Here is a 22,208-nt window from a genome sequence, read left to right as displayed (position 1 = left end):
ATAAAAATGAGCGTCATAAACTTTATCATCCAAAATATCTTAACGCAAGCATCTATTACGGTCGCTTTAATTGCGATGCTTGGACTTATTTTACAAAAAAAATCGACTGGACAAATTATATCGGGCTCTTTAAAGACATTGTTAGGATTTATGGTTTTATCAGCTGGCTCCAGTATTATTGTAGGAAGTTTACTGTATTTCGGAGAGATTTTTACAGAAGGCTTTCATATGCAAGGGATTATTCCCTCCATAGAGGCTATTAATGGTCAGGCTATGAATGAATTGGGGTTAGGTCGCGATATTGCACTTACCTTTTTAGCTATATTTGTTTTTAATATTCTAATAGCTCGATTCACTAGATGGAAATATATATTCCTTACAGGTCAAGCGATATTATGGATGGCTACTATGACCACTGTTTTTGGATATTTTGCTGGCTTACGCGGATTAGCATTAATACTGGTAGGCGGTTTAATTGGAGGAATCTTTGCGGTCGCTATGCCGGCAATTGCTCAGCCATTTGTACGAAAAATTACGGGTATGGATGAGATTGCATTAGGGCATTTTTGTACAATTGGTTATGTTTTTGAAGCTGGGGTAGCAAAAGTATTCGGGGAAAAAGGCGAAAAGAAAAAATCAGTGGAAGATATAAAGCTGCCTTCTCAATTAGAATTTTTGCAAGATACGTATCTTTCCTTAATGACAGTGATGGTTCCTCTATTCATTATTACAGCTATTTTTGCCGGTGAGGAATTTGCTTCTACTTTTTCTGGAAGCACGAATTATATCATGTATGCATTCTTGCAATCCATCCAATTTGTAGTAGGAGTTTATGTACTATTATCAGGAGTGCGCTTGTTATTAGGGGAGATTGTCCCGGCGTTCAGAGGGATAGCTATGCGTGTTGTTCCAAATGCAAAGCCTGCGCTTGATTGTCCAGTTCTTTTTCCTTACAGTCCTAATGCGGTAATTGTTGGTTTTATTACGACTGTCATTGGATCAATCATTGCGATGTTTGTTCTTCCTGTCTTTGGTTTAGCGATGATTTTACCAGGGATATTAACCGCCTTCTTTGCAGGGGGGACAGCAGGAATTTTTGGAAATCTAACAGGTGGAAGACGAGGTGCCATTATAGGAGGGATATTCCACGGATTTTTTATCACCTTATTACCGGCACTATTAGTAACCATTTTTAACTCTATGGGATTTGTCAATGCAACAGCAACAGATGTAGATACTGTAACAGTTGCTTTATTATATGCATGGCTGATTGGTCCATTAATGAAGGCCTTCTAAGAGGAATTAACTGGATTTGGAGGGAATGCTTATGTGGTTTAAAAGAAAATCAGAGATAAATAAAAACGAGAATACCATATCGAAAAAGAAGCTTACGGAGGATCAGAAAGAAGAATTATTAGGTTTTATATCGAGAAAATCAATAGAAGTACAGTCGTTGAATATTGAGAATCAGGCAAGGGTCTTTGAAGAAATAGGTTTAGCCTATTACGAGCTTGGTGATGAAGAGAATGCAATAGCTTCACTAGAAAAAAGTCTTCAGCTGAAAAAAACAATTGGAGAAAGCTTTAAAACATTATTAAAGCTATATAACAAGAAAAGAGCAGAAGCAGCGAAAAGTAATGATGTCGATAATTTACAGACTTTTTTGAATAAAATAGATCTGCTGATGCAAATTTCAAAAGATGTTACCCGTGGTGTTAAGTGATACTTATTTAGGGAGGAAAATCACAATATGTATACAACATTAAAAGAAGTTACTCGTAAAGCCGAGGCACTAAATTATACAGTAGGTGCCTTTAATGCACATAATTTAGAGATGCTGCCAGAAATGATACGGGCGGCAAAAGAAATGGGCGCACCTATCATTATCCAAACAAGTATAGATACGGCTAAATATATCGGGCATGAAAACATAGTAGCGGTTTGTAAGTCTATGGCTACTAAGGAGATGGTAGATGTAGTTCTCCATTTGGATCATGCACGTGATTTCAATGACATTAAAGAAGCGATAGATAAAGGGTTTACATCTGTTATGTTTGATGGTTCTCACTTGCCCTTTAAGGAAAATATTATGAAGACAAGTGTAGTAGTGGAATATGCTCACCAGCATGGTGTATCTGTAGAAGGAGAGTTAGGAACTATCGGGGGAACTGAAGAAGGAATTCATGTGGAGGAGAGTGACAAAATTTATACAGATCCGCAGGATGCTTTGAAATTCGTAAAAGCAACAGGAGTAGATGCATTGGCAATTGCCATTGGCACCAATCATGGACAATACAAATCAAAAACAGATGTAAATATACCGCTATTGAAAGAAATCAACAGATTAGTAGATGTACCTTTAGTTATTCATGGAGGAACAGGTGTAAAGGAAAACGATATTCACGAATTAATAAATAACGGTATTCGGAAGTTTAATGTAGGTACAGAATTACTGGTGACTTGGACAAAAACAGCAAAAAAATATTTTGATGAAACAAAAGAAAATAAATCCCTGCGACACAATATTATTCCATGTAATGAAGCTGTAAAGGAAATTGTAAAACATAAAATAGAAATTTTCATGAATAAGGAAGGGGCTATAAATAACGTCTAATAATTACCCAAAATATTGCTCCTTATTGCGAGAAGAGAGTACAAGTATTTAAAAAAGTACTCTTTTTTCTTGTATGAATAGTGGAAGAGGTGATTAGAAATGAATGGGGTCTTAATTTTATTAGCGGGTTATCCAGGAACTGGGAAGACCTTTCTAAGTAATATTATTAAAAAGAAGCTTGGCGGTTTAGTCAGGATTTCACCAGACGATATAAAAGAGGACTATTTCGATAGGTACGGCTTTCGTAATATAAAAGAGAAGCAGCAAATTGAAAGAATAGCATGGGAAAAATACTATGAAATAATGGAAAAGCAAATGAAAAGAGATAACGGTATTATTTCAGATTATCCTTTTAGCAATAAACAAAAAACTTATCTAGAAAAATTAAGCGGAAATTATAACTATAAAGTAATTACCATTAGGTTAATCGCAGATTTGGATATATTATATATGCGTCAGCAAAAACGAGACTTAGATCCAACTAGACACTTAAGTCATATAGTTAATTCTTATAAGAAGGGAGATTATTTAACTAATAGAGAAAAAGCAGATAACTTACTAACTTATGAAGAGTTCATAGAAAGATGTAAAACAAGAGGTTATAACACATTCAATTTAGGGAGACTTTTTGAAGTGGATGTGACCGATTATACTAATGTGAATTATACGGATTTAATAGATAATGTTGAAACGTACCTAAGTTTAGAATAGGAGCATATATATCATTGGGGGAAGCGACGAGAACGTTTTACTGTCTCTCTTTTTGAAGAGAACCACGAAAGGGAATTAGAAAACTATCCCCATGATTCTCCTCTATATTACCAGCTTGCTTTTTTTAGTCCAGGAATTTGGCCTTTGTAGGCTAATTCTCTTAAGCAAATCCGGCATAATTTAAATTTGCGGTATACAGAATGAGGTCTTCCGCATTGTTCGCATCGCGTATATTCTTGTACTTTATACGGCCATCTGGTTCTACATCAGTCATTTCAATAATGATTAATCCAGCACCGCCAATCGCACGGCTTACATAATGAACATAATGCCAATCCGTTGCAATTCCATCTTTCTTCTCCACTGAATATTGACACATTGGAGGCATTACCACTCGGTTTTTTAATTCTAATCCTTTATAAGAAAAAGGAGAAAATAGATCCTTCATATTCTTGCCTTCTTTCATAAAAAAAATATATGTTTATCTAAAAAACTTACCACCAGACACTTTTTAATTCAAATATTATGCTTTCACCAATGATTTATTATATACAAGATGCTGAAAATAAATCCTATTGATTGTTAGAAAAATATTTTTTTTAATAGATGAAATCTTACATATTTTATGCATGATATAAATAAAATAAGTAAAGAGAAGAGTTGCTGTACAAATCACTATTGAAATATTAAAAATATACAGTAAATTTACAGTGTTACCTTTTATCTTATTAATATGTTGTTATATAATGAATACAATATATAGAAGCGGCTTAAATCTTTCAAAGTCGTAACATCACAGAATAAGATAATTGAATACTTGAGTTATTTATTGGGGGATGGAGATGATAAAGTGAGACTAGGTTCCATTATCTGTTTTTTTAAAAGACGCCATAAATTTAGCTATTACTCCAATAAGTGTGTACGTTGCGGCAAAAAAAGAGAGATTTAAAAGGATAACAAATCATAAGCTGTTTTTTTTGAATACTCTCGTATGATGAAGAGTATTTTTTTGTTTGAAAACAATGACTTGCTAAAACTAATGGTATTAGTTAAAATAAAACTAATGCCATTAGTTTTCTAATCAGGAGGTTTGACTATTGAGAATTATCCACCATAATTATTTATATCAATTGACTTTTTTGCCAAGAATTTTTCCAGTGAACTGCTATCTCGTCGAGGAAGGGGAAGAATTAACATTAATTGATACTGCTTTGCCTTTTAGTTATAAAAAAATTCTCGCATTTGCTGAAAAACTGAATAAACCGATTACGAAGATTATTCTTACTCATGCTCATGGAGATCATATTGGATCATTAGATGCTCTAAAAGAAAGATTACCAGATGTGAAAGTCTATATATCTGTACGGGATGCTCGCATATTAGGCGGGGATCATACTATTGACAAGCAAGAGGAACCCTTTGTTTTAAAAGGCGGTTTACCTAAAAATATCAAGACAAATCCAGATGTGCTAATAAAAGAGGGGGATCAAATTGGTTCACTAATAAGTATTTCTTTACCAGGACATACACCAGGGAGCTTTGGTTTTCTCGATAAACGAGATACTAGTTTGATTACAGGAGATGCTTTTCATACAAGAGGAGGCTTTGCTATAAGTGGTCAATTTCGGTCTTTCTTTCCTTTTCCAGCAATGGCAACCTGGAATAAAGAGAAAGCCATTGAAAGTGCGAAGAAAGTGATGTCTCTAAATGTTAGTCTTTTAGCTACTGGGCATGGAGATCTACTCGAAAATCCACAGCCTTTGATAGAATCATTACTCCAAAAGGAAAGAGGATAAATATGACGCCAAGAGCAGGAATAACACATAATGATATTATTGTCACGGCAATCGAAATTGCCAATACGGAAGGATTAAAGGAAGTAACGATAGCTAATTTAGCTAAGCGGCTTCGGGTTAAATCTCCATCCCTTTATAATCATATCAAGGGGCTTCCCGATATTATGAATCTGTTAACATTGCGAGCATTAGAAAGTTTATATCAATTATTAAAGAAAGCAATAATGGAAGGGGAAAAAGAAGAGACTATCCATAATCTAAGTTTTGCCTACTTAACCTATGCTAGAGAGCAGCCAGGGCTCTACATGTTAACTATCGAGTCAGCATCGAAGAAAGGAGAGGAAATTCAAACAGCTGCAAATCAAATCATTCAATTATTAATAGAAGTATTAAAGCCATATGACTTAAACGAAGAAGAGACCATTCATGCCATTCGTGGGCTAAGGAGCATTCTTCATGGATTTGCCTCTATTGAAAATCAACAAGGATTTGGCATGCCGATAGAGGTAGATAAAAGCTTTCATTATTTGGTTTCTACTTTTATTGAAGGATTGGAAAAGCATTCATAAGTGCAAGTGGAAAGGGTCACTATTATAGTCGCCCTTTTTTTATGGCAAAAGTAGGAGAATTCACTAAAGACTTTTGTTTGGTTTAAAGAAAAGGAACATGTTAAAATAGTTCAGTTGCTTAACTATTTGCAATGATAAAAACATTGATTTTTGAGAAGAAGTTTTAAGAAAATAACTCTATCCTGTTGTATTTAATAGAAACATAGAGAAAGGAGTTACTATGTTAATTAGGGTAATGATTGCCGATAAAGATAAACGAGTGATCGCTCGTATTCGTTATTATTTAAAGGATCATAAGGATATAAAAATTATTGTCATGTGTGATAACGGCAATGATTTAGTTTATCAATATAAGAAGTGGAAGCCTGATTTGATAATAACAGAAGTCGATTTACCATCTATGAACGGACTGGAAGTCATGAAGCAATGTTATCAACTAGGGGACCAAATTCATTTTATTTTTTTAGCAGAAGATGAGAAGCATGCATTAGCAGCCTTGGAATTAGATGCTATTGATTTTTTGGTCAAGCCATTCAGAAGTTTTCGTTTATCTAAAGCTATTGAAAAAGCAAAACGAGTAATAGCGAGCAAGAGAGAAAGATATTCTTTCAACAATTTACCAGTTAAATATAATAAAGGCGTGTATTATATTAAAAAGGAAGAAATATATTTTATTGAAAAAATAGGCAAGAAATGTGTTATATATACGGACGCAGAAATAGTGGAGACTCGGGAGAATATCGGAGAATTATTACCGCAATTAGATGATACATTTTTTTTGTCGCATCGTTCCTATATTATCAATCTAGAAAAGGTGACAGAAATTAGTCCCTATAAGGAAACGTATATTGCTTATTTTGATGGAGTAAACAGACAAGCGAAAATATCAAAGTTGAAAATTAATGAGGTAAAGGAAAGAGTATCTTTGTTTTTATAAGCTAGCTAGTACTTTTATATCTTTTAAATAAAATTAAATATGTCGAAACATGGAATTTTATGTAGCTACTCTAAAATGACTAAAGTTCTGTTTAAAATGTATCTTTTTCATACAGAAATGACTAAAATTATGTCTAAATGGCGTTAAGTTCAATAGACAAATACTGACAGAATCGGTAAATTTACTTGTATGATTAGATAAATTTGAAAAATCAGGACTTTTCGTTTATTTTGGAGGATACCCTAAGTGGATATAATAACAAGATTAAAAAGCAAAAAGTTTTATCATGTATATCAGCCAATTTGGAATATAAAAGAATGGAAAATCATTGGATATGAATCATTGCTACGTATATCCCAAGAGCCAGACATCTCGTTAGAAGCTTTCTTCGCTGATGCGAGAAAAGAGAATTATTTATCTGAATTAGATACCTTTCTTATTAACGATACGATCGAACACTACCAGATACTTTCATCAAGAAGAAAGAAGCCACTATTTATCAATATATTTCCATCGACTATCATACATGAATCATTTGAATCATTAATTCTATCTTTACTAGAAAAATTCCCAGCCATGAATGGGAAGATTATCTTTGAATTAAATGAAACGGTATTAGAAGAAGAGCTATGGAATTCCCCTCTTTTTAAGGAGAAAATTGCCTTTCTAAAAGACAATCAGTTTCAAATTGCTTTAGATGATTTTGGGAAAGGAATAGCAAATTTTGAGAAAATCTTAGAGATTGCTCCTAGCTATCTTAAACTAGATCGCTATTTTTCCAACAATTTGGCTTTTTCTGCTGAAAAACAAAAACTGGTGCACTTATTATTGGATTTTGCGGATGAGAAGATGATGAAGGTCATCTTGGAAGGAATAGAAGAGGAAACAGATTTAGCGATGACTAAAGCATTGAAGGTTCCTTTTGGCCAGGGGTTTCTATTAGGAAAGCCGGAGATGTTGGTATAATTAGTTTTTAATGGATTATTTATTAAAAACAAGGACTAACATAAATGTTTTTTATAGAAAAAGCACGCTGCCGTATCATTGTGTTTAGATCTCAACTATTTACATGTGATCAAACATCTTATGGCAGCTTTTTTATATAAAGGAATCATAAAAAGTCGGAGAATCATAGAATGACATTGAAATTATGAATAAAATAAAGTTATATTTACATAAGGTTATATGAGGCATTTAAATAAGGGCTGTTGGATGAGTATCTATTACAGGGAAAAATACAGGGGATGCGATACTTTTTTGATTCTTCGTGCTGCATAGGTGATTCCGATAGTTTCATCAGTGAATAGGGAGTTAATGAGATGGAACATCAGGAGGTAGTTGTCTTATATAGAAAGGAGAAAGAATGGAAACGCTAACGATAGCGGTAGCTTGTATCGATTCGCCTATTAATTCATCTATCCATCATTTGATTGCTATCCATTCTAGTTTTAAAATAATAGGAGAAGCAAAGACTGGAGAAGAATTATTAGAATTAATTTATCGAGCGAAGCCTAATATTATAATTGTTGATTATGACTTACCATCTATCCATTCCACTATTTTTAATAGTGCCTATAAAGATTATCTCCCCGATTTCCAGCTTATTTTAGTAGGCAAGGATAAGAGAATGGCAATTGAAGCATTTAATTATTCAGCTGTTGGTTATTTGCAGAAGCCTATTATGGAATCATCCTTCCTATCCCTTTTATATAAAATAAAGGATTCTTATTCTAAAAGTAGAAGACAGATTCATACAGGGAAGGGAAAGCGGATCTTAATTAAATTAAGTAATCGATTTGTTTATATCCCAATAGAAGAAATTTTGTATATAGAAATAATCGCACGAAAAACAATGGTACATACAATCAAGAAGTCATATGAAACGTCAGAAACCTTTCTCTCCTTCGTAGACAGATTGCCGTGGTATTTTTATCGTACCCATCGTTCCTTTCTTGTTAATTTAAAGAAAATTGTTCGCATTGAATTATTCGGAGAATCCTATTTAGCCTATTTCTCTGGAACAGATAAGCGTGCAAACATATCAAAATTAAAAATACGAGAAGTCCATTCCTTGCTGATTCAATAAGAGGGGGATATTCTTTTACCATAAAAAGGGAAGCAGGAACCGTGGCTCTGCTTCCTTATTCTTTAATTAGAAGATAGATAAAATATGGAGCACCTAAACAGGATAGAACGAGCCCAACTGGTATTTCTGAGCCAACCATGAGACTTTTGGCGATGATATCAGATGTTAACAGGAGAAGTGCTCCTATTAGGGCCGCTATCGGCAGGAGTCGTTGGTGTTTTGGACCAACTAGCATTCTTGCTAAATGTGGTGCAAGAAGCCCTAAAAAAGAGATTCCTCCGCCAACTGATACACATGCTCCTGAAAGTCCGACAGCAAGCAGCAAAAGTAATCCTCGCTCTCTTTCAATCGAAACACCAAGACCCTTTGCCAGATTATCACCTAGCTGTAGTAAATTAATGGATTGGAATTTACTAATTGCAATTGGAACAAGAATAAGAATCCACGGTAAAAGGGCAAGAACATAACTCCAACTTGCGCTCCAAATACTTCCGGAAAGCCAAATTGTTGCTTGAGTAAAATCCCGGGGGTCCATCATCAATTGAAAAATGATGATTAAAGCACCGAAAGCAGCGTTAATGCCGATACCGACCAATACTAGGCGAACAGGCGTAACCCCATCCTTCCATGCAATGATGTAGATGAGTGCAGCAGCCATTAGAGCTCCGGCAAGTGCAAAAAATGGCATGATATAAACTGATAATGGACCTGCTTGAAAGGCACTTCCTTGAATAAAGAAGATATAAAGGATAACGGCAAATCCAGCTCCAGAATTGATGCCTATAATACCTGGATCTGCTAGACTATTTCGCGAAACCCCTTGTAAAATTGCTCCAGCAATCGCCATACCCATTCCTATTAAAACGGCAATTACAGAACGAGGTAATCGAAAGTTATATAGAATATTAAAGTTTTGAACAGTGCCTTTACCGGTAAAAGCTTCTATCATTTCCATCGGACTAATTTTTATGGTTCCCATATTTAGACTTAGAATAAAGACTAAAACGAGAGCAGTAAGTAAGGTGGTGCTAACAATATATATTTTTTTGTTCGCTAATTTTAAAGAAGACATTACAGACCCCTCCCTTCTCGACGTGCTAAATATAGAAAGAAAGGAACGCCAATTACCGCTGTTATCGCTCCTAATGGTGTTTCAAAAGGAGGGTGGATCAAACGGGCAACGATATCTGACAGCACTAACAAAAGAGCACCAACAACTGCCGAACAAGGAATAATTAATCGATAATCCGATCCTACAATAAAACGAACAATATGGGGAACAACGAGTCCTACAAACCCAATAGTTCCCCCGACTGCCACAGCAGCACCAGTTAAAAGCAAAACGACAATCGTCCCTAATAATTTCACTAGACCAACCTTTTGGCCTAAACCAGCAGCAATATCCTCACCTAAACTTAAAATGGTAATAGATTTACTAATGAAAAAAGCGAGAATTAGTCCTAGTATAGCTACAGGGATAAGTAATTTTACATTAATCCATTGTACTCCAGCTACTCCTCCTGCATACCAAAAGCTAATATCTTTTGCTACATCAAAGCGAAGGGCAATTCCAGTGGAAATGGAACCAAGAAAGGCACTAATAGCAGTACCAGCGAGTGCTAATTTCATTGGTGTTAATCCTCTTTTGGAGAGTGCGCCAATCAAGAAGACTAAAGCTGCCCCTAAACCTGCGCCAATGAATGCAAAGAGCATAATAGTCATATTGGAAACAGCAGACAGAAAAGCAAAGGCAATCGATACAGCAAACATAGCTCCAGATGTTACCCCCATTATAGAAGGGGAAGCGAGTGCATTTCTCGTCATCCCTTGCATAATGGCACCAGATACAGCAAGGCTTGCTCCGATAAAGGTTGCAGCAAGTGCTCTTGGCAGGCGTAAACGATAAACAATTTGATGAGCAGTGGACGTATTATCGAAATGAAATAGTCCTTGTATAACTGTTGATAGGTTAATATCGGCTACTCCTAAAATGATGGACATGCAAATAGAAAAGAAAAGCATTATAAGACCAATTATGAGAACCAAAGTGGCAGCTTTTGGTCTAAATATGGCAGCTTGATCATTTTCAATAGAGTTACTTTTACTCATGAGGAACCCACTTTCTAATAAAATAGAGAGAAAAATAGTAAATAATAGTATGTAAATGGTTAAATAATAATGGATATCGGAAACATTTCAATTAATTTTACTATAAAATTAATTGAAAATCGATATTATTATTGAAAGTGATAATCGTTATCATTTATAATTTAAATATAACATAACCTATTAGGAGGATACGTAATGAATAACCGGAAAATGAAATCGGTATTATTTATTTGTTTACTACTAGTTTTCACTGTTCTTGCGGCATGTGGAAATAATAGTAAAGAAAATAACAATAAAGAAAATGGTGCTTCCCAAGAAACAAAGGAACGAACATTAACAGATGCTATCGGAAATGAAGTGAAAGTTCCGGCAGAGCCAAAAAGAATTATCGGTTCTTACTTAGAAGATGATTTAGTATCATTAGGGGTAACGCCAGTTGCTCAATGGTCCATTAGAGAAGGAAAAGGAGTTCAAGCTTATCTGCAAGACTCGTTAAAAGATGTTCCAACTATTGACTCTTCATTGCCTTATGAGGCAGTGTCCAGCTTTGCTCCTGATTTAGTATTAATGTCATCGGGCGCACAAGTAGAGGGAGCGAAATATGATCAATACGCGAAACTTGCTCCTACCTATGTTGTTTCAAAGGAAAATAATAACGACTGGCGCAAGAGACTTCAAACAATTGGAGAAGTAATTGGCAAAAAGGACGAGGCAGAAAAAGTATTAGCAGACTATGACCAAAAGGCAGAAGATGCAAAAGGGAAGATTCAAGCATCTATTAAGGATGAATCAGCAGCAGCAATCTGGCTTGTATCGAATAAATTATTTATTGTGGGAGAAAATGTATCAAGCGGAGCGGTTCTATATGGCGATTTAGGCTTGAAGGTTCCAGAAGTAGTAAAAGAAATATCCGCTACCGCAACAGGAAACTGGTCAGCTATTTCATTAGAAAAACTAGCTCAATTGGATGCCGATCATCTTTTCTTAATCAACAGTGATGGCGAAGGAGCAGAAGTGCTAAAAGATTCCTTATGGTCTAATATTCCAGCCGTGAAAAAAGGAAATATTTATGAATACGGTCCAGACACAAGCTGGCTATACTCGGGTCCAATCGCCAATACACAAATCATTGACGACGTAGTAGAAAGTCTAGTGAAATAAGCAGAGGGAACGTTCTTCGGAGGACTTTCTCCATAAAAAAGCCAAGTAGAAGTGGAAATACTTTTACTTGGCCTTTTATTTTTATGAAAAATGTTTAAAAAACGAATAATTTATCCTCTAGAGTATCTGCAAGCGGAAATCCAGTATATATGTTGCACTAAAGCTTCAGCAATATATTAATCGCTAATTAATTGTTTTTAAAGTAAATAAAGTATCTCTGATTCCATCTGTTTCCACTTTTACTTGAGTTTCACTATCCCCATTTTTTTGGACATAGATAACTAATTTACCATGATTTGATGTTCTAAAAGGCTCGGTGTAATCGGTTATGTCATCTAATTTTCCGTTTTCTATTCCTAAGAGTCTTCCATTTTGCACAGAAACGGCTACTTTCTGACTATAATCTGATAACTTTCCACTTCTATCTAGAAGGGAGCACTCTATTTGGATGACGTCCTGAGTTATATTAGGAAACACTGATTGTAAGACATTCTTATATATTTCTGGTATTTCCCATATATCTAATTTTAATTGTGCTGGGGATAAAACAGGGGCTAATTCCTCCGCGACTACTTTATCTCCTTTGTATCCCAAAGCTTTGATAGGAGACTCTGTTGCAGCTACATATGTAACAAAATAACCAAAGTCTTCATCAAACTTTAATGGTATCCTATTTCCATTTAGCTCTACTTCAACTTGCTCGCAATTGGAAAAACAGATGACCTCTACTTTTTCACCTATACAGTAATCCCACTTTTTCGATAGTTCCTTTATCTGAGAATGATTATTCGTATTAGTTTCTAATGGACGAGTAACTAAATAAATCATAGGTTCCTCTGTCCACCAGCTTTTCCGAAGAAAATAACGTGTTTTCTCATTTCCGGCTAAATCTAATACTCCTGCTGCGGATCCGTGTATGGGCCATCCATGAGCTTCTCCAAGATAATCGATACCAGTCCATAAGAACTGTCCTGATATATAAGAAGTATCTCGAACAATCTTCCATTGTGAATATCCATGTCCATTTTCGCTGCCTATGATTGGCTGGTTTGGGAACATTTTATGATGTTCCTCATAAAGATGCTCTTTATAATTGTATCCTTTTAAATCGACTTCAGTTAATAAGCCAGTTTGGCTGGACAATTCTGGAAAAGCTGCAGCTAAAGTTACAGGTCTTGTATCATCAATCGACTTAACCGTTTTAATTAATCTATTGGCGATTGTTGTGAGTCTAGTAGTATCTGGCCTATTTGGATTATAAATTCTTTCTTGAGCTGGTTTGTTCGCATCATTATTACCTGTCATTTCTTCAAATAAAGGATTTGCATAGGGGTCATTAGGATAATCAATTTCGTTGCCAATACTCCATGCAATGATGGAAGGATGATTTCTATTTCTGATGATCATATTTTTTAAATCATCTTGGTGCCAATTTGGAAAATGATGAGCATAGCCTTCGATTTTAGGTGGATAAACATTATGCCCTTGCCACCATTTGTTTTTGGGGTTTTCCCATTCATCAAAGGCTTCATCAATAACTAGAAAACCTAGAATATCACATAGGGTATACAGTTCAGGAGCATGTGGGTTGTGAGCCATGCGAATTGCGTTACATCCCATTTCTTTTAACTTAGAAAGCCTTCTTACCCATACACTTACAGGCACAGCAGTCCCAAAGCAGCCAGCATCCTCATGAAGGCACACACCTTTTAATTTCATATTTTGGTTATTAAGGAAGTATCCTTTATTAACATCAAATTGAGAAGTTCTAATTCCTACGTGATTAGTATAGGCTGAATGGACTTTGTTGTCGTCTGCTTCATAATATAGATGAGTATGGAGCATATATAGATTTGGTTCATCAGTTGTCCATAATTTGGGATTATCTAGTTTTTCATTAAATGTAATATTCGACGTTTCCTGTGGATTTAGTTTTACTTTCTTTTCAAAACAATAGGTTTGTTCCCCATCGATAGAAACTAATTCGTTCACAACTCTTACATCACTAGCAGCAGGATATGTATTTGTGATTAAATGCTGAATACGAATGTTGGAGACATCTGTTTTGGTCTCTAGTGTAGAGAATGTAGTTCCGTATTTTGGGATATAAATGTAATCATGTATTTCCAGCCAAACATTTCTAGTAATCCCAGATCCGTTATACCAACGAGAATCAGCAATATCTGAATGGTCAACTCTTACTGCAATGACTAATTCATTATCTGGTGTATACGGAAGAATTTCTGTTAAATCAAAGGTAAAGGACGAGTATCCAGATGGTCGAATGCCATGATTGTATCCATTAATCCACACTTGAGCATTCTTATAAACACCATCAAAGGTCAATTGAACAACACTATTATCGATATTGGTAAAGTCTGTTAATGGGATATGACATCTGTACCAGCCAATTCCTCCAGGTAAATAACCAGTACCACTAGAATTATTTTTACTAAATGGCATGGTAATGCTCCAGTCATGTGGGACGGTTACGGGTTGCCAAGATTTATCCTCATAATCTTTTTGCCAAGCATTAGAATCATCGCCTTGAAAGAATAACCAGTTAGAAATTTTATAGTTTCTCATATTATGAACACTCTCTTTCGAAAAATATAATTTGTATATTGATACTTTTTCTTAAACTATTTTCTAATAGACCACTAGTTTTCAAGTGAGTAAGTGTTTTCTTTTTGACTCTTCCCCCATAATGATAGGAAGAGTATGATTTCTCATGCGATTCTCGTGTTACAGGATTGCTATGGTTTTTTTACCTTTCTGCAAAGAGCAGGAAGAATTGTCTTAGTAAATACTATATAGGTGTGGCACAGGATCAAAAATTGTTCTTTCAACAGCTTAAGCATTAAATTAAATTAAATTGTATTAAAGTACATTCCAAGAATCTCCTAACCAAAAGTTATTGTTAATACCATTGAGTGCATAGATACCTTGCGTAAAGAAGTAATCTCCGTAAATTAAGCCAGTATCTAAATTTTTTTTCTCTGGCCAATGACTTGTTCCGTGAATAATGAGTGCTTGATTTTGATCATCTTCTATTGTTGCTGCGTGTTCGTATAGTCGTTTTAATAAGTCCCTTCCGAAAGCTAAGTAAAATCTTTTTTCCTCCAAAGGTGCATATTGGGAAATTAATAAGGTGCCACAAGCAGCTATTGCAGAAGCAGAGGAATCTCGATAGTCATATTTCGTTCCATCAGTATGGGAAGGAATTCGAAAATCCCAAAGAGGAATAGGGTCATGTTGCAGGTGTAACGCGAAATGGTTCGTTACTTTCATTGCACTAGATAAGTAGCGTTCTTCTTTCGTATAATGATAGGCAATCGCAAAACCAAATATAGCCCAACTACATCCACGAGACCATGAACTATTTTTTGAATACCCCTGACCGCCAAGTTTTTCTATTAATTCACCTGTTAAAGAATTAAATCTAACCATTTGATGAACAGAACCATCGTTCCGAATAAAGTGATTTAAGACCATATCGCAATGAGCTTTTGCAGCCACCATAAAGCGAAGATCACCGGTTTCTTCAGATGCCCAGAAAAGCAATCCCATATTCATCATGCTGTCAATGATAACAATGCCACTATTATCATTAGTCCCATGCCAATTGTTCCATGCTTTAAAGAAATGACCAGCACTATTAAAACGTGCGAGCAGCATATTAGCAGCAAGAAGTGCTGTATTCTTCGCTGTTTCATCAGCAGTTATTTGGTATCGGGCTAAGCTCGTGAGTGTCCACATAAATCCTATATCGTGATCCACTTTGTTTGGATTATTTAATAAGTAATCCATCTTATGCTCAAGCTGAATGGCTAAATTTTGAAAGCGCATTCATTAGTCGCGTGATAGACATTCCACAAAATCCCAGGCCAAAATCCTGCTGTCCACCATTGAGGGCTTTCCTTATCATACTTACCCTGCTTTGTTGCATGAGGGAAGGATGCACCAATATCGATTGCATTTTTGGTCGTTTTCCTTTCGATAAAAGCACTAGCTTCCTTAATCCATTTGTCCATAAAATGTACGTCCTTTCGAAATTCGAGTTTGTTTCAAGTGGAAGAAGATGGTGTTTGCTCAAGATAAGAAAATGTAAATATTTTGTTATAATGATAGTTTACTACTTTTACTAAAAAAAACAATGCGTGATTTTAAAATGAACCCTTATTTATCAATGATAATTGTTGATTGAATCTGATCTTTAGGATTTTTTATGTAATAATCAAAAGTAAAAAAACAGAAATTTTTGTAGTATTTGTACTAAAAAAACATTATAATTCAAAAAAGAATCAATGGAGGTGGATGTAATGCTTAAATTAAGTATCAGTGATAAATATGGAAATATAAAAAAGGGGAGGAATGATTATGAAGAGGAAAGTCACAACTTAGAAAGTGCTGGAGATACTATGTGCTATATTGCTTCCCAAGATTTTATATTTGAAGAGGGGGATGAGATTAATATATTTGTAGCACAGAAAAATCAATATTTGATGGTTAAGCTAGATGAAAGTCTGGATAGTACAATTGTCTTTATTCCAAGTCATAGCTGGACGTACAGAATAAACATGGAGCAAACGGCAAAAGAGGCAATGCCAGATCATCGTTTTAAGAGCAAAAGACATTATTTAGGTGTTAGATATGCGACAAATGAAGAGATTAGAAGATATCAGAATTGGGCATTAAATCCTCATGATCAAAAGGAGTTTTCAGGAGCTTATCCTCATGCGAGTGCAAATGTAGAAACTAGAAATGATGCAACATTCTTTGCGTGCAATGCAATAAACGGAATATATGCAAATAATAGTCATGGGTCCTATCCGTACCAATCTTGGGGAATAAATCGGCAGTCTGATGCAACATTGACAATTGATTTTGGTAGATTGGTTGAGGTAGATAAGATTGGTATAACAATCAGAGCAGATTTCCCTCACGATAGTTATTGGACCGAAGTTACCTTGCTATTTTCAGACGCATCAAGCGAAACATTCAGCTTGCAGAAAAACACAAGTCCACAATTTTTTTATTTTAAAAAGAGAGCGGTAAAATATGTTCAATTAACAAACTTGGTCAAAGCAGAGGATGAGTCACCGTTTCCTGCTTTGACCGAATTTGAAGTATATGGAATAAATAAATTATAAGGAAGCAATTTTCCTTATTCACGTGGTTTAGCGGTGGAAGCCCTTTTGATTAATTCAGTAGTTAATATGATTCTGCGATCTATTTTTGGAGAGGAAATTCTTTGATTCAATGTCTCCATACCGATTTCCCCCATTTCTTCTGTGAAAATTCGTACGGTTGAAAGGGGAGGATTGGTATATTGACTGAACGCTAAGTCATTGATGCCAATAATAGAGATATCCGCTGGTATTTTTATATTATTTGCAGTTAACACGTTCATAATGCCAATAGCCATAGCGTCATTACCAGCAAGGATAGCAGTAGGAAGATTTCCCCCCCATTTTGCCAAAGCTTGTCTAGCTAGATCTGTACCAGTTTCAGCTGATAGGTAAGTATTTGTTGCAACGAAAAAATATTTTTCGTCATAATATCCCAAATGTTTCATCATGTCTATGTAAGTGTTCGTTACTGGAGTGCGGTACGTACGATAGCCATATAAATTATTACTTTCTTCTGCACCTATAAAGGCTATTCTTTTATGTCCAAGTTCGAGCAGATGCTGCAATGCTAATTCGGCAGCATAAGAGAAATCGCTATTAACAGTATCGAAGTTGTTTAAAGGAAAATTTGTGCCGACAAAAACCACATTGTCATTTTTTGATAGTATCTTATCAATCGTAATTTTATCGAATTTTCCGATGCAAAGTACTCCATCAACATTGCTTAAAGAATCATTTAGATCAGAGTATTTCATTAAATAATAGCCAAGTTCTTGGGCTTTTCTTTCGGCTCCTATTCTTATAGACATATAATAAATATCATCTAACTCTTGTTCGCCAATACGCCACTGTATAATGGCAATGCTTTTTTGCTTTGCTTTTTGTTCCGCACTTTTCTTTTTCTTTTGTTTGTATTTTGTGTAGTTTAATTCTTCCGCAATTTCAAATATTTTACGTTTTGTGTCCTCCGTTACGGATAAATTTTTGTCCTGATTTAATACGCGAGAGACGGTAGAAATGGAGACACCAGCTTTTTCGGCAATATCTGTAATAGTGGCCATATGTAAATTCCTTTCAGTAATTCTTTTAATATAATAATATCTGAACTTTAGGAAAAAAACTACGATGTTTCCTGTTTATTTAGTCAAAAAGGAGAGGGATTTGGTTTTATCAATTTCTGAGCCAGATCAATGATAGAAAATTTTTAATGGAATGGAGAGTTTTACTTATGACGAGAAGAAAATGGTTAGAAGCAATGGATAAGATCGCATATCCAGTAATTAAGGCATTAAGTGAAGAGAAATTACATCAAGAATTGCCAACAGATTTTCATCCCGATCGTAAATCATATGGAATGTTAGAAGCTTTTGGACGAACGATGACTGGTATCGCTCCGTGGCTTGAGTTAGATTCTATCTCGGAATCGTCAGAAAGAAAGATGCAAAAGAGATATCGACAAATGGTTCTTCTGTGTTTAGATAAATCAACAAATCCATACTCTAAGGACTACATGAACTTTACCGACCCGGGTCAACCACTAGTTGATGCTGCTTTTTTAGCTCATTCGATTATTCGTGCGCCGAAACAAATTGGAGACGCGCTTCCAAAGTATGTGCGAGAAAATATTATTCTAGCACTAAAGTCAACGAGAAGAACAATGCCTCCTAATATGAATTGGAATCTTTTTTCTGCCATGGTAGAAGGAGCATTATATGTTCTAGGAGAGAAGGAATACGATTTGCTTCGAGTAATTTATGCTATTAGACTATTAGACGATTGGTATGTAGGGGATGGCGTTTATGGGGATGGTCCAGTCTTCCATTGGGATTATTACAACAGCTTTGTTATACAGCCGATGGCAATAGATATATTAAATCTATTCTATCACCAAAGTAAAGAGCTGGAAAATTATCGGGAAAAAATGCTGCCAAGATTCATTCGTTATGCAGCAATTCAAGAAAGAATGATAGGACCTGATGGAACTTATCCTGTGATTGGCCGATCTAGTACATATCGATTTGGAGCATTTCAAGCTTTAGCTCAATCAGCATTGCAACATGCCTTGCCTGCTACAGTCACTCCTGCTCAAGTCAGATGTGGGTTAACAGCTATAATGGAAAAAGGAATGCAAGCACCTGGAACCTTTGATGAAAAAGGGTGGTTGTTACCCGGAGTATATGGACATCAACCTGCATTAGCGGAATCTTATATTGGCATTGGAAGCTTATATCTCTGTTCAGCAGTGTTTTTACCACTGGGATTATCTGAAGAAGACGCTTTTTGGAATGATCAGGATGAAGAATGGAGTAGTAAAAAAATATGGCAAGGGAAAGAGGGTGCGATTGATCAGAGCATTTAGAAGATTAAAGTGAGTCCAAACGAACGGTAAACGATTATTCGTAATATTGGCGTTTTTTTTGATGAACGTTTTTAAGGGGAGGTTTTCACCTCTCCTTTTTAGTCGTCTATTGTTCAGTATGTAACCAAACCCTAAATTAAAAGGGCTCTTCTTTATCTGTATAGTAAAACTTAAAATCAATGTTCTGATTATAATTTCCGAAGCCTTTACCGAATAGTGTGCATCCACCGACGTTTTCGGCATCTTCTTTGACTTCTATCCGAAGACTCCATACGCTTTTTTCAAGAGCAAGGCGATTAAAAGAAATCCATGTAAGCTGTTTTCCGTTTATCCAAACTCCATAATCAGTAATTCTAATTTTTAAATTCGTACCATACTGATTAAGTTTTGGTGACCACCAGTCTGGATTGTACTTTCCTTTCGTGTCAACGAAATCACCAGGGCTAGTCCACGTACCAATTTCCACATTATTCAAGGAAAATGTTATATCAGATGGCCAGACATTATTTCCCCCAGGAAATTCAGAGGAGATTTCTAAGTTTATATCAACCATTTCTAATTTATCTGTATTCTTTAAAGGATTAATGATTTTATATTCGAGAAAGCCTGTTGTAAACCATAATATTGCTGCATTAAATCGATCAGTATCCATAAAGTATTTAGGTTCGTCATACTCCCCGATAAGATGTTCTATACTGGCGATTCCGCAAGTAGGGGTAATAAGGTAATCGACATATTGTCCAATAGGAATAGAGGTTTCGTAAAATTCGAAAGCTTGAAATATTTTCTTTGGAAATTCAATTTCTATTAAATCGACTTTTAATATCGACTGCTTTTGTAGACCAGCCTTCCCAGGGATTTTTTCGGTTTTTATCACACCGGATTCCTCTAAGATTTTAATATGTTTTGCAACAACTGGATTACTCAAACCAAGCTCGTGTGCTAATTCCTTAACATTCATACGTTTGGTAGAAAGTAGTTTAATAATTTTAATGCGAACAGAGCTAGCGATAGCCTCAAGTATGGGCAGCGATTCTTCTGATAAGGTTATTTTCATTTTTGTTTTCCTCTTCTCCCAAAAAAAGTTAGTAGTAAGACTAATCGATCACAAGGATTATTCGATAATACAGAAAAAATAGTTATCTTTTAAAGTAATGTGTCAGAAAAAGTTAATCTTTGCCTATTATTTTACTAAAAAATTATTATTTTTGCTATTTACTTTTAATTGGTAAAAGCTTATCATAAAAACATGAAAGCGGAAACAATATTATTAAATCAAAATATATATTGCAGTCCGAAATCATAACTAGCTTACTTTTTTTAGTAAAAAAGTTATTCTTTCAGTATGAGTAAGGAGAAAAAGTAAAAATCGGGAGGTCTCAACAAATGAAAAAATGGAAAAAACTAGGGTTTTCAGTATTGCTTGCTTCCACTACTCTCTTATCTACTGCCTGTGCAGGCGCCGCTAATTCTGATGCAGACTCAGGCGACGGCAAAACGACAATTGAATTTATGCATTGGGGCGGAGATGAAACTTTTGAAGGAGTTTACCAAGAAAGAATTGAAAATTTCGAAAAGGAAAATCCTGATATCAAAGTAAAAACGATAACCGTTGCCGATGATTATGATACAAAGCTACAGACCATGATTGCTGGTAAACAAGCACCGGATGTAGCACAAGTAGCAGAAAACGGTTCTGGTTTTGCATCCAAAAATGCATTTATAGATTTGACCGATAAAATTAAAGAAGCAAATATCGATATTGCAGCAACATGGGGAAGTGCTATTGATCTTTATACATTAGATAATAAAATTTTTGGTATACCAGATCGTGGCGGCTCTTCCCTTTTATACTACAATAAAGTTTTATTTGATGAAGCGGGAATTGAATATCCAAATGAAAATTGGACAATCGATGATTATTATAAGGCTGCAGAAACCTTGACAAAAGACACTAATGGTGATGGTGAAATTGATCAATGGGGAAGTACAGCAGGTGACTATCAATTAATTTGGGGCAACTTCCTGCGAGCAAATGGCGGAGCTGTAATCGAGGATGGCAAAGTTGTAATTGATTCAGCAGAAAACCAAGCAACCATCAAAGCGTATGATGAAGCTTTTAAAAAGTGGAGTGTCTCTTATCAAATTGCCGAAGATAAAGTTAACCGTTTTCAGGCAGGGCTTGTCGGAATGAATATGACAGGATTCTGGGATATGAATAGTAATGCAAAAGTAATTGGAGACAAATTTGATTACGGAATTGCCCCTATGCCGATTGGAACAGAAAAAACATCTTGGTCAACTGGTAGTGCATTAACTATTTCTACTCAATCTAGTGAGAAAGAACAAGAAGCATCTTGGAAGTTTATTGAATATATGGCTAGTGAGGAAGCGCAACAATTAGTAGGAAAAGGTTTGTATGACTGTCCTGCAAACTTAAAAACCTTAAATTCCGATGAGTTCTTAAATCAAAAGGTTGAAGGTCATGAGATTGATTTAAGTGCGATTCCGGTTGCCCAAGAACGTGTCGTGATTGATGAATTATTAACTGGTCCTTGGTATTCAGAAGCGACAACAGAAGCGCGTGCGAAAATTAAAGAAATGCTACTAGGGAACTTAACTCCTGAAGAGACTCTTTCTACACTGCAAAAGAATTTAACTGATATTGTTGCAAAATATTAAGTTAGTAGAGTGATAACTACTATGTGTGAGCGGTTTCATGGAGGAATCCTCA

General features: G+C 35.3%; 20 protein-coding genes and 2 pseudogenes. 13 read left to right on the top strand and 9 right to left on the bottom strand.

All coding sequences use genetic code 11. The features are described 5' to 3' along the window. Positions 1-6 precede the first annotated feature (6 nt). The 4 genes from NST77_RS17010 (at position 7) to NST77_RS16995 (ending at position 3,325) form a co-directional block, all read left to right on the top strand. Complete coding sequence (locus NST77_RS17010; protein ID WP_095329774.1) at positions 7-1,296, top strand: PTS sugar transporter subunit IIC; 1,290 nt, start codon at positions 7-9, stop codon at positions 1,294-1,296. Positions 1,297-1,327: 31 nt separating this feature from the next. Continuing rightward, a complete protein-coding gene (locus NST77_RS17005) occupies positions 1,328-1,723 on the top strand; it encodes a hypothetical protein (protein ID WP_095329775.1) in 396 nt (131 codons plus the stop codon). 27 nt (positions 1,724-1,750) lie between these two features. Next, the gene (locus NST77_RS17000) at positions 1,751-2,614 is read left to right on the top strand and encodes a class II fructose-bisphosphate aldolase (protein ID WP_095329776.1); all 864 of its coding nucleotides are present in this window, start codon (positions 1,751-1,753) and stop codon (positions 2,612-2,614) included. A gap of 99 nt (positions 2,615-2,713) precedes the next feature. Next, positions 2,714-3,325 (top strand): AAA family ATPase, encoded by a 612-nt coding sequence (locus NST77_RS16995; protein ID WP_095329777.1) that lies wholly within the window; start codon positions 2,714-2,716, stop codon positions 3,323-3,325. Positions 3,326-3,432: 107 nt separating this feature from the next. On the opposite strand, the pseudogene NST77_RS16990 reads toward NST77_RS16995, so the two are convergent. Both NST77_RS16990 and NST77_RS16985 read right to left on the bottom strand, forming a co-directional pair. Next, positions 3,433-3,573 (bottom strand): annotated as a pseudogene (locus NST77_RS16990) (type Z 30S ribosomal protein S14); the annotation flags it as partial. Further along, a pseudogene (locus NST77_RS16985) lies at positions 3,570-3,773 on the bottom strand (oxidoreductase); the annotation flags it as partial. The pseudogenes NST77_RS16990 and NST77_RS16985, both read right to left, overlap by 4 nt. A gap of 649 nt (positions 3,774-4,422) precedes the next feature. Between NST77_RS16985 and NST77_RS16980 the strand changes: the two are divergent. From NST77_RS16980 to NST77_RS16960, 5 genes are all read left to right on the top strand, one after another. Further along, positions 4,423-5,121, top strand: a complete 699-nt coding sequence (locus tag NST77_RS16980) for an MBL fold metallo-hydrolase (RefSeq protein ID WP_095329780.1) — start codon at positions 4,423-4,425, stop codon at positions 5,119-5,121. Positions 5,122-5,123: 2 nt separating this feature from the next. Further along, the gene (locus NST77_RS16975; protein ID WP_341123260.1) at positions 5,124-5,690 is read left to right on the top strand and encodes a TetR/AcrR family transcriptional regulator; all 567 of its coding nucleotides are present in this window, start codon (positions 5,124-5,126) and stop codon (positions 5,688-5,690) included. Between the two features lie 235 nt (positions 5,691-5,925). Further along, a complete protein-coding gene (locus tag NST77_RS16970) occupies positions 5,926-6,627 on the top strand; it encodes a LytTR family transcriptional regulator DNA-binding domain-containing protein (protein WP_164464081.1) in 702 nt (233 codons plus the stop codon). Between the two features lie 246 nt (positions 6,628-6,873). Beyond that, positions 6,874-7,593 carry an EAL domain-containing protein gene (locus NST77_RS16965; protein ID WP_341123259.1) on the top strand — a complete coding sequence of 240 codons (720 nt, stop codon included), beginning with the start codon at positions 6,874-6,876 and terminating at the stop codon, positions 7,591-7,593. A 397-nt stretch (positions 7,594-7,990) separates the two neighbouring features. Continuing rightward, positions 7,991-8,713: a LytR/AlgR family response regulator transcription factor gene (locus tag NST77_RS16960; protein ID WP_095329784.1), complete on the top strand. Its 723-nt coding sequence runs from the start codon at positions 7,991-7,993 to the stop codon at positions 8,711-8,713. Positions 8,714-8,768: 55 nt separating this feature from the next. Here NST77_RS16960 and NST77_RS16955 read toward each other — a convergent pair whose 3' ends face one another. Next, positions 8,769-9,785, bottom strand: coding sequence for a FecCD family ABC transporter permease (locus NST77_RS16955; protein WP_095329785.1), 1,017 nt, complete (start codon positions 9,783-9,785; stop codon positions 8,769-8,771). Next, the gene (locus NST77_RS16950; RefSeq protein WP_095329786.1) at positions 9,785-10,822 is read right to left on the bottom strand and encodes a FecCD family ABC transporter permease; all 1,038 of its coding nucleotides are present in this window, start codon (positions 10,820-10,822) and stop codon (positions 9,785-9,787) included. Before NST77_RS16950 ends, NST77_RS16955 begins: the two co-directional genes overlap by 1 nt. 195 nt (positions 10,823-11,017) lie before the next feature. On the opposite strand from NST77_RS16950, the gene NST77_RS16945 reads away from it, so the two are divergent. Further along, entirely contained in the window at positions 11,018-11,983 is a 966-nt protein-coding gene (locus NST77_RS16945) for an iron-hydroxamate ABC transporter substrate-binding protein (protein WP_095329787.1), read from the top strand. 183 nt (positions 11,984-12,166) lie between these two features. On the opposite strand, the gene NST77_RS16940 is transcribed toward NST77_RS16945, so the two are convergent. The 3 genes from NST77_RS16940 to NST77_RS16930 form a co-directional block, all read right to left on the bottom strand. Then, a complete protein-coding gene (locus tag NST77_RS16940) occupies positions 12,167-14,569 on the bottom strand; it encodes a glycoside hydrolase family 2 TIM barrel-domain containing protein (RefSeq protein WP_341123258.1) in 2,403 nt (800 codons plus the stop codon). 294 nt (positions 14,570-14,863) lie between these two features. Beyond that, complete coding sequence (locus NST77_RS16935) at positions 14,864-15,793, bottom strand: glycosyl hydrolase (RefSeq protein ID WP_341123257.1); 930 nt, start codon at positions 15,791-15,793, stop codon at positions 14,864-14,866. 20 nt (positions 15,794-15,813) lie between these two features. Beyond that, positions 15,814-16,017, bottom strand: coding sequence for a hypothetical protein (locus tag NST77_RS16930; RefSeq protein ID WP_341123256.1), 204 nt, complete (start codon positions 16,015-16,017; stop codon positions 15,814-15,816). Positions 16,018-16,305: 288 nt separating this feature from the next. Here NST77_RS16930 and NST77_RS16925 point away from each other — a divergent pair, with 288 nt between their 5' ends. Further along, positions 16,306-17,136 (top strand): hypothetical protein, encoded by an 831-nt coding sequence (locus NST77_RS16925; protein WP_341123255.1) that lies wholly within the window; start codon positions 16,306-16,308, stop codon positions 17,134-17,136. Positions 17,137-17,150: 14 nt separating this feature from the next. On the opposite strand, the gene NST77_RS16920 is transcribed toward NST77_RS16925, so the two are convergent. Further along, complete coding sequence (locus NST77_RS16920; protein WP_341123254.1) at positions 17,151-18,176, bottom strand: LacI family DNA-binding transcriptional regulator; 1,026 nt, start codon at positions 18,174-18,176, stop codon at positions 17,151-17,153. Between the two features lie 167 nt (positions 18,177-18,343). Between NST77_RS16920 and NST77_RS16915 the strand changes: the two genes are divergently transcribed. After that, positions 18,344-19,474, top strand: a complete 1,131-nt coding sequence (locus NST77_RS16915) for a DUF2264 domain-containing protein (RefSeq protein WP_341123253.1) — start codon at positions 18,344-18,346, stop codon at positions 19,472-19,474. A 136-nt stretch (positions 19,475-19,610) separates the two neighbouring features. On the opposite strand, the gene NST77_RS16910 is transcribed toward NST77_RS16915, so the two are convergent. Further along, complete coding sequence (locus NST77_RS16910; RefSeq protein WP_095329792.1) at positions 19,611-20,531, bottom strand: ArsR/SmtB family transcription factor; 921 nt, start codon at positions 20,529-20,531, stop codon at positions 19,611-19,613. A 329-nt stretch (positions 20,532-20,860) separates the two neighbouring features. On the opposite strand from NST77_RS16910, the gene NST77_RS16905 reads away from it, so the two are divergent. Continuing rightward, a complete protein-coding gene (locus NST77_RS16905) occupies positions 20,861-22,156 on the top strand; it encodes an ABC transporter substrate-binding protein (RefSeq protein ID WP_095329793.1) in 1,296 nt (431 codons plus the stop codon). Positions 22,157-22,208: the final 52 nt, after the last annotated feature.

This window comes from Niallia sp. FSL W8-0177, assembly GCF_038006285.1.
GTDB classification, from domain to species: domain Bacteria; phylum Bacillota; class Bacilli; order Bacillales; family Cytobacillaceae; genus Niallia; species Niallia circulans_A.
This window is presented reverse-complemented; position numbering and strand designations above follow the sequence as displayed.

Coding starts and splice junctions, on each gene's coding strand:
- NST77_RS17005 (WP_095329775.1), top strand. CDS start 1,328: ATGTGGTTTAAAAGAAAATCAGAGATAAATAAAAACGAGAATACCATA.
- NST77_RS16905 (WP_095329793.1), top strand. CDS start 20,861: ATGAAAAAATGGAAAAAACTAGGGTTTTCAGTATTGCTTGCTTCCACT.
- NST77_RS16920 (WP_341123254.1), bottom strand. CDS start 18,176: ATGGCCACTATTACAGATATTGCCGAAAAAGCTGGTGTCTCCATTTCT.
- NST77_RS16940 (WP_341123258.1), bottom strand. CDS start 14,569: ATGAGAAACTATAAAATTTCTAACTGGTTATTCTTTCAAGGCGATGAT.
- NST77_RS16930 (WP_341123256.1), bottom strand. CDS start 16,017: ATGGACAAATGGATTAAGGAAGCTAGTGCTTTTATCGAAAGGAAAACG.
- NST77_RS16975 (WP_341123260.1), top strand. CDS start 5,124: ATGACGCCAAGAGCAGGAATAACACATAATGATATTATTGTCACGGCA.
- NST77_RS16945 (WP_095329787.1), top strand. CDS start 11,018: ATGAATAACCGGAAAATGAAATCGGTATTATTTATTTGTTTACTACTA.
- NST77_RS17000 (WP_095329776.1), top strand. CDS start 1,751: ATGTATACAACATTAAAAGAAGTTACTCGTAAAGCCGAGGCACTAAAT.
- NST77_RS16910 (WP_095329792.1), bottom strand. CDS start 20,531: ATGAAAATAACCTTATCAGAAGAATCGCTGCCCATACTTGAGGCTATC.
- NST77_RS16960 (WP_095329784.1), top strand. CDS start 7,991: ATGGAAACGCTAACGATAGCGGTAGCTTGTATCGATTCGCCTATTAAT.
- NST77_RS16915 (WP_341123253.1), top strand. CDS start 18,344: ATGACGAGAAGAAAATGGTTAGAAGCAATGGATAAGATCGCATATCCA.
- NST77_RS16955 (WP_095329785.1), bottom strand. CDS start 9,785: ATGTCTTCTTTAAAATTAGCGAACAAAAAAATATATATTGTTAGCACC.
- NST77_RS16925 (WP_341123255.1), top strand. CDS start 16,306: ATGCTTAAATTAAGTATCAGTGATAAATATGGAAATATAAAAAAGGGG.
- NST77_RS16935 (WP_341123257.1), bottom strand. CDS start 15,793: ATGGATTACTTATTAAATAATCCAAACAAAGTGGATCACGATATAGGA.
- NST77_RS16970 (WP_164464081.1), top strand. CDS start 5,926: ATGATTGCCGATAAAGATAAACGAGTGATCGCTCGTATTCGTTATTAT.
- NST77_RS16995 (WP_095329777.1), top strand. CDS start 2,714: ATGAATGGGGTCTTAATTTTATTAGCGGGTTATCCAGGAACTGGGAAG.
- NST77_RS17010 (WP_095329774.1), top strand. CDS start 7: ATGAGCGTCATAAACTTTATCATCCAAAATATCTTAACGCAAGCATCT.
- NST77_RS16950 (WP_095329786.1), bottom strand. CDS start 10,822: ATGAGTAAAAGTAACTCTATTGAAAATGATCAAGCTGCCATATTTAGA.